General features: G+C 47.1%; 5 protein-coding genes. 1 reads left to right on the forward strand and 4 read right to left on the reverse strand.

Translation table 11 applies throughout. The features are described from left to right. Positions 1 to 26: 26 nt before the first annotated feature. The gene (yaiW, locus tag HEN33_RS15320; RefSeq protein WP_000092052.1) at positions 27 to 1,121 is read right to left on the reverse strand and encodes a surface-exposed outer membrane lipoprotein YaiW; all 1,095 of its coding nucleotides are present in this window, start codon (positions 1,119 to 1,121) and stop codon (positions 27 to 29) included. A gap of 12 nt (positions 1,122 to 1,133) precedes the next feature. Further along, the gene (gene sbmA, locus HEN33_RS15325; RefSeq protein WP_001353414.1) at positions 1,134 to 2,354 is read right to left on the reverse strand and encodes a peptide antibiotic transporter SbmA; all 1,221 of its coding nucleotides are present in this window, start codon (positions 2,352 to 2,354) and stop codon (positions 1,134 to 1,136) included. Positions 2,355 to 2,705: 351 nt separating this feature from the next. On the opposite strand from sbmA, the gene ampH reads away from it, so the two are divergent. Next, the gene (gene ampH, locus HEN33_RS15330; RefSeq protein WP_000830728.1) at positions 2,706 to 3,863 is read left to right on the forward strand and encodes a D-alanyl-D-alanine-carboxypeptidase/endopeptidase AmpH; all 1,158 of its coding nucleotides are present in this window, start codon (positions 2,706 to 2,708) and stop codon (positions 3,861 to 3,863) included. On the opposite strand, the gene iprA is transcribed toward ampH, so the two are convergent. Together iprA and HEN33_RS15340 are read right to left on the reverse strand one after the other, a co-directional pair. Continuing rightward, positions 3,864 to 4,487, reverse strand: coding sequence for a hydrogen peroxide resistance inhibitor IprA (gene iprA / locus HEN33_RS15335; RefSeq protein ID WP_024211937.1), 624 nt, complete (start codon positions 4,485 to 4,487; stop codon positions 3,864 to 3,866). 85 nt (positions 4,488 to 4,572) lie between these two features. After that, complete coding sequence (locus tag HEN33_RS15340) at positions 4,573 to 7,560, reverse strand: autotransporter outer membrane beta-barrel domain-containing protein (protein ID WP_176262525.1); 2,988 nt, start codon at positions 7,558 to 7,560, stop codon at positions 4,573 to 4,575. Between the last annotated feature and the right edge of the window lie 342 nt (positions 7,561 to 7,902).

Genomic DNA, 7,902 nt, shown 5'->3' on the forward strand with positions numbered 1-7,902 from the left:
TTATCTGGCATGACATTCCTGTTTGATCACTGTTTCATACAACGCGCACGCCGTTCGTCTACGCGCTTCGCAAACCAGGCCGTAGTCAGGTTGCGGGTGATTTTCGGGCTTTCCAGTTGAATGCCAGGCAACATTTCGCGGGGTAGTGATCTACCCGTTTTCGCTTCGGCAAGTTGATAAACTTTCTTGTACAGCGCCGTCTCCTCAAAAGAGAAGCTGTCCCCTTTCTCTAACTGACGGCGAATTTCGCTGTCGCTCATCCCCAGTTTGCCTGCCAGTTTTCGCGTTGCCAGCTCTGTTTTCCCAGGTTCTTTACTGTCGTAACGAATTAAATCACCGTCCAGCGCCAGCTTTATGCCAGTGGCCTTACTGACCGCGTTCTGAAAAGCGGCATTACGGCTGGCGTACCAGCCAGCGTTAAAATCGGCAAAACGGTATATCGGCGCGCTATAACTGGCGGGATAATTCAGTAAATGGTAAGTTCCGAACCACAATCCGCCGCGGCGACTGAAGACTTCCTGACGGACTGTACCGTCCATTTTCCACGGATACCCTTTGGTATGCTGTTCGGCAAACGCAATGCTGACCTGCATCGGTCCACCGGTACGCACTGGATTAAGCGAACCAAACAGCGTCTGCCCCATTGGCACCATGCTGATCAAATCGTCAAAAATCGCGCTTAATTGCTTTTCTGTACGCACAGAATCTAACCGCTCACTATAACTTTTGCCGTTTGGCGATTTGATTTTTAGCGCGGTATGAACCAGAAAAGCAGGGATGTGCATCCGTTCGGCACGACGGTCAATCTCTTGCCATGCTATCTTGCTTAAGCCCGGAACGGGCGGATCTGCCTGATAATTTGACTCCTGCTGCGCCACCGCCAGCACCGAGCAGACATTTTCCAGCGTCGGTGCCAGCCCCTGACTTTCAAACGTGGTGGCAAGATCTTTCGCCCAGGCATCGCGGTCTTTCACGCTCGCGGGCATCTTCTGCCGCACGACGCTCGCCACATCTATCGCTTTTTCGCCCTTTTTCAACGGTTGCGGAGCCTGACTACTACACCCTGCTAAAACCAGAACCGCCAACAACGAAAGCGAAGATAGATGATTGACGCGCGACATTACTTCTCCTTTTTAACTCAAGGTATGGGTTACTTCCTGAATTTTGTCACCATCCAGCTCATGTTCAAAGCTGCGCAGACGTTTGTAGATAGACATCAACTCAACCAGCGTGGTCCATGAGTTAATCAGGTACTGAAAAGCACCGCGAACCTGACCAAAAACGTTGGTAATCTGCGTCATCAGGCCGAGCGTAATCGTACCGGCAACAATCGACGGAAACAGCAAGAACAAACCGAAAACGTTATCGACCTGCAAATAGAGAATGCGGGCGATGTTGAAATACATATAGTGAAAATAGAGGCGGAAATAGTTTTTCCGCACGGCGCTAAACAGCTCGCGTACCGTAGGCGGCGTCGCGCGCGATGCATCGTCTTCACCATAAACCAACTCTTTACGGTAGGCAGCTTCTACACGCTGATTTTTAAACTCCAGTCCCGGCAGTTTGATCCCAACCACTGCCAGTAATCCGGTCCCCATCAACGACCATACGATAGCAGCAATCACCAGACCATACGGAATATGCCCGACAATCGGCAGCTCTGGCACATGCGCAGAGAGCGTTACCAGTACCGGCAGGAAGGCGATCAACGTCATAATAGCGTTGATAAAACTGACGCCCATATTCTCAAGCGTTGAAGCAAAACGCATGGTGTCTTCCTGCACACGCTGGGCGGCACCTTCGATATGACGCAGTTGTTGCCAGTTCGCCATGTAATATTCGTTCATCGCCGTACGCCAGCGGAACACGTAGTGACTGACAAAGAAGTTGTTCAGCACACTGATCACCACCGCGATCAGCGCAATCCCCAGAAAGACACCCACTTCGCGGTAAAATTGTTCGATAGTGACTTTATGCGGCGAACTTAGCGCAGTTTGAATCAGATCATAAAACGGCGCATACCAGGCGTTGACGGCAACTCCAACTTCTACCAAAAACCAGGTGACGAAGATAATCAACGCAGTACCGAGTATTGACCAGTATTGCCAACGATGCGGGCTATAAATAAACCAGAACAGTGCAAAAAGCCCTACGCAAACAATGTAGTAAGCGTAAAAAATCAGGAAATCTAACGACCAGAAACGCGCGGCGCTAATTGGGATCTGCCCGGAAGCTCCGGTGATGCGCGCCACCCAATCTCCCCCACCGGCTTGCCAGAAGATAACGGCAATCAATGCCCAAACAAAGGCCGAGAGAAAAAACGTTCCCGGCTTTGGGAAAAAAGACTTAAACATATGCACTCCTGCTAACTTCTTATCGTTTTAACAACTGCTGTGTATTAACCGCATGACCGCTACAAAGAATCAGCCAAATGAAACCGCCCATTGTGACCCATAGCAAGGCGCATAGTTCGCCAGCCTGACCATAAGAATTGTTTCGACGGATTTCACAAACCAAAGATTATTTACATTAGCGGATTAACACGCGCAGGATCACAAATGCAGGCATTGGTGAGCAGGAAAAAGATCGTGTTTACGCGCCGTTACGTTTTTAACACTATTATTGCACTAATTCGCCCTTTGCAATCCATCAATGAGTAGTATAAATACGCTCAGTTACCTTCATTCAATCTATGGACACCACCGTTGAAACGTAGTCTGCTTTTTTCTGCCGTGCTTTGTGCGGCGTTATTGACCCCCGTCCATGCGGCGCAGCCGATCACTGAACCGGAGTTCGCCTCTGATATTGTCGATCGTTATGCCGATCATATTTTTTATGGCAGTGGTGCCACGGGGATGGCGCTGGTTGTTATCGACGGTAACCAGCGCGTCTTTCGCAGTTATGGCGAAACGCGCCCGGGTAATAACGTTCGCCCGCAGCTGGATTCGGTCGTGCGTATTGCTTCGCTCACCAAGCTAATGACCAGTGAGTTGCTGGTGAAATTGCTCGACCAGGGGACCGTGAAGTTAAACGATCCGCTAAGTAAATATGCTCCGCCAGGCGCACGCGTACCGACCTACAATGGGACGCCCATTACGCTGGTGAATCTGGCAACCCATACCAGCGCCCTGCCCCGTGAACAGCCCGGTGGCGCGGCACATCGTCCGGTGTTTGTCTGGCCAACGCGCGAGCAACGCTGGAAATACCTTTCTACGGCGAAGCTGAAAGCCGCGCCAGGCAGTCAGGCGGCGTACTCTAACCTTGCGTTCGACCTGCTGGCAGATGCACTTGCGAATGCGTCTGGCAAGCCTTATACCCAGTTGTTTGAAGAGCAGATTACCCGTCCATTGGGGATGAAAGACACGACCTACACTCCATCGCCGGATCAGTGCCGACGTTTAATGGTTGCTGAGCGCGGTGCCAGTCCATGCAATAACACGCTGGCGGCAATTGGCAGTGGCGGCGTCTATTCCACGCCTGGCGATATGATGCGCTGGATGCAGCAGTATTTGTCATCTGATTTTTATCAGCGCAGTAACCAGGCAGATCGCATGCAGACGTTGATTTATCAGCGAGCGCAGTTTACAAAAGTGATTGGCATGGATGTCCCCGGCAAAGCGGATGCGCTTGGTTTAGGCTGGGTATATATGGCCCCGAAAGAGGGTCGTCCAGGGATTATTCAGAAGACAGGTGGTGGTGGCGGTTTCATTACCTATATGGCGATGATCCCGCAGAAGAATATTGGCGCATTTGTGGTGGTCACTCGTTCGCCATTGACGCGCTTTAAAAATATGAGCGATGGCATCAATGACCTGGTGACCGAACTGAGCGGGAATAAACCGTTGGTCATCCCCGCGTCCTGATTAATACTCTGAAGGCAAACGGTTGATAGCGACCAGTTTGCCTTTATTCATTTCGATATAGCCGCCTTTACGTAAAGCAGCGAGAACTTCTGCGACGACAGAACGCGATATGCGTGTACGTTGATGGATATAATTCATCACGCCAATACGTGAGCGTAATTCTTCATTCCAGTCAATCATTGATAATAACGTGGCGCGGATTTGTTCGTAGGAATTATGTCCAATGAGCTGCACATCGCGTAATTCCAGAATTCTATTTTGCCAGGCTAACCAGTAAAAAGCGTCTCGCCAGAGTTGATTTTGTTCAATAAGCGTAATGGTTTGTTTGGCTGGCAGATGATATCCCGTACAATTTCCTTCTGATATTAATTTGTATGGTATATCGTTTTTCATCAATCCATCAGCCAGCCCCATAATAAAAGGTGCCAGGGTAATACCGATAAGTACGTTTTCTTCTCTACGCAGAGATATAATGCCTTCTAAAATAACGAAAGTATCTTCGCTATTGACATCACTTGAAAATATAACTTGCTTTTCATTATTAAACTCGAAGCGCGTGCCGTATCTGGACAAACATTTATCGAGCTTACCAAATTCCTGAAGAGGTTTAACTACAGATAACATTTGCGCGTCCTTTGCAGTAATGCCCGTCAAATCCTTGACGGGCATTATTTAGATTAAATTACCTATTTCTTCGGAGTGAAGAATATTACCAGGTATATTTAACACCCACATTCGCGGACCAGTCTTGATCTACGTCACCACCACCGAGGTAGTTAGCATCGGTATAGGCGCTGAAGTTCTTGGTGAAGCTGAACTGAGTACCCAGACCAACACGTACCGCAGACCCTTCAGTACCGTTATCGATGGAATCACCGTTCACATCGTTATCGTTGTTAGAGTCGTCGTAGACGTAAGCCAGTTTGAAGTACGGAGTCAGAGCCTGGTCTTCGCTGTAGGTGAAGGTATAACCTGCATCTACACCCAGTTCATAACGCATGCTGTCGTAAGACTGACCATCAACTTTCATGTCGTTGCTCAGCTGGTAATCATCACCAGACTGGAACAGACCAGAAACGCTGCCGTAAGGAGTCACGTAACCTGCATCACCCAGTTTGAAGTCGTAACCGGCTTTCAAACCGAAGCCCCAAGCGTCGGAGTTGGTGCTACCGTCAACGTAAGTACCGTTGCTCATGGTTGCAGACAGGTCGTTGTTGAAGTGAGAGTAGCTCAAGCTACCATCAACAAAGACGTTGTTCGCGAAGTGAGCAGAAGAGTAGATGTAGGCAGTCTGGCTGTCTTGATCCACCTGACCAGAACGGTCATTCATATCACCTTTAGCGAAGCCTGCAGCCGCACCGACGATCCACTTAGCGTTGTTACCGTCAATTTTGGTATCAACACCGACCATGATGCCGTTAACATCCTGATCATAGTTGATGGTGCCGTTGTCGCCGTTGAAGTTACCACCGAAGTAGCTTACCCATGCGCCGCCGTTATCAGCCAGACCATGACGAGAGTTGGTCAGACGAGTACCAACGGTGTCTTGTTCCAGGTTCCAGATATTGGTGTTTGCAGACGGGATGCTCAGCGCCATGTTAGCGTAGTCGGTCAGCTCCATCTGTTGCAGAACAACGGTGTTACCGCGCTGCTCAGCCTGATAGGTGTATGCACCCAGGTCAGCTTTGTTAGCAGCAGAGAAGGTCGCGTTGGTGTTGACGTCGTTTACGTAGATAATTTCTTTATCTTTGTAATCAGCGATTGCGCCAGCGCCAGTTGCGTTGTCGATACGAACTTTGTAGTTACCAGTTGCAGCAACAACGTTGTCAACAGAGCTGTTATCCAGTTCAGTACCATTGTCTACATCGCCGTTACCGTTGATAGTCAGGTGACCATCAGAGTTCATAGCAACAATACCGTAACCGTAGTTAGACTTGGTAGTATCCCAGGTACGGTCGTTCACAAGATCAGCGTTCAGAACATAATCGCTGCTGTTGATGTCGAACACACCAGCAACTACGTTGCCGTTGTGGTCAGCGATGTTGCCGCTAGTCAGTTCCAGTTTATCTGTACGGAAAGCTTCAGTATCGAACTGATCAACATTCACATCCAGCACACCACCGTTAGTCACAGTGATAGTATTGGTATACAGATTAGAATAATTATTCCAACCAGTAGATTCGGTTAAATTAACAGTACTGTAGCTATCAACAGTCAGGTGGTCTGTAGCAACCACGCCATTTTCACCAATATTCAGTGAAGAACCGTTGGTTAAACCAATGGTATCTGATACCAGAGAGGAATCAGTAACATTTACCTGAGAGCCATTATTTACAGCTAATGTATCAATTACTGAACTATTAACGGTATTCCATTCTGAACTATTGTTCAGTGCTACGTTAAATACGCCGCTCTGGAATACTTTGTTGTCAATAATACGGCCCCAATCATTAGCTTCGATGGTGGCACCAGGGGTCAGGCTGTTCGGCGCAACGTCATACATATCTGCCGGAGCAATTACTTCAGCACTCATGTTTGCTGAACCAACCCACTTACTACCGTTATTCAGAGTAATGTTCAGTTCGTCAACGTTCTGAGCGTCATCTACCCAACCGCCGTTGGTATCAAGGACGCCGTCGCCGTTACTGTCATGACCGGTGGAATAGAAGAATACGCCATCGTTATTCCAGTGACTTGTAAATTCGACATCACCCAACAGAGTTGAATGGTCAAAGTTTACATTGTTTTTCATGGAATAATTTGAGCCAGCATTGTCAGTGAATGACAGTGCTACGTCATTCTGGCCACCATTACCAGCGTAATCACTTGGTTCAGCAGATTTACCGAAGAAGCCATCACTTTCTTCCAGCGGAGTCTGTGATCCTGAAGTTACAGTGGAGTTAGACACATTAATGTTGTTGTCCCACTGATGATATTCGCTAGTATAAGTCGTGTTGCTTGTGTTGCCTTCAGACAGCGCAATACCAGCAACACGGGAGTTGTTGGTAATATTGATATTGCTTTCAACATCAAGATTTACTGCAACACCCAGAGCGGTATAGAACGTTTCATTGGTTGACTTAGATTTATCACCATCAAGATATGTGTCAGTGAAGTAAAGCGCTTCATAGTCATCATCAATGGTGGAATTGGATACGTTCAGAGTGAATACATCACCATCGTACCAATTGTAGTCAAGGTCAGTAGTGGTTCCATTATGGAAAGTGTAGCCGTTATAAATCTGTGGTGATGTAACTTCACCTTTCTCATTAACTTTTTCAGGCGTAATGCTGTAATAACCAAATGGCAGTTCAGAGGTGATTGCCCCATGAATTACTGAATTGCTGATATCTACCTGGTTAACAGAACCGCTAGCGTAATCATGATTCAAGTAATAAGTAGAAATGGTACCGTTAACGGTATCGCCTTTAAAGACGGTATCGAAATCACCATTGGCATTGTTATAGTAAACAAAACCATTGTAAGTTACGTAGTTACCATCTGAACCCATCGGGTCCATACCGCCAACATCGGCAATTCCATCATTGTCAGTGTCATACGGCCAAACTAAATCGGTCGTGGTGTTGTCATGATACCCCCAGGTATCATAGTTTGCTGCATTAGCCTGAGAGGTGATAGCCAGAGTGCAAGCCAATGCTAATTGTGATACTACAAGTTTCTTTTTCCAGGAGTGCATTTGTCATCCCTCCTCAGGGACGTAATAAGTTGATCCATCAATTATCAATGCATAGAAAACATATTATGTTTCGCGTTTACGATTATGCGGCGTTATAGAGGAATGGTTCAATTATTCTTTCCCCTAAGTCCGATTGCGGACATATATAAAGCACGTGAACACACATAAAGAAATAAATAACAAAAATACATTATTTCAATAGGTTAATGAAAGCGCCAATTTTAAAGCATAGACCATAAAAATATAAAACACACAAACCAGACAAATAATCTATCAATAACCAATGAACTTTAAATCATTCCGTTTTTGATAACGCAACCAAATCCCCAAAAACAATAATCT

The organism is Escherichia sp. 94.0001 (genome assembly GCF_013369155.2).
Classification (GTDB): Bacteria; Pseudomonadota; Gammaproteobacteria; order Enterobacterales; family Enterobacteriaceae; genus Escherichia; species Escherichia coli_F.

Excerpts from the sequence above, each read along its gene's own strand:
- sbmA (WP_001353414.1), bottom strand. The coding sequence starts at position 2,354 with ATGTTTAAGTCTTTTTTCCCAAAGCCGGGAACGTTTTTTCTCTCGGCC.
- yaiW (WP_000092052.1), bottom strand. The coding sequence starts at position 1,121 with ATGTCGCGCGTCAATCATCTATCTTCGCTTTCGTTGTTGGCGGTTCTG.
- iprA (WP_024211937.1), bottom strand. The coding sequence starts at position 4,487 with ATGTTATCTGTAGTTAAACCTCTTCAGGAATTTGGTAAGCTCGATAAA.
- HEN33_RS15340 (WP_176262525.1), bottom strand. The coding sequence starts at position 7,560 with ATGCACTCCTGGAAAAAGAAACTTGTAGTATCACAATTAGCATTGGCT.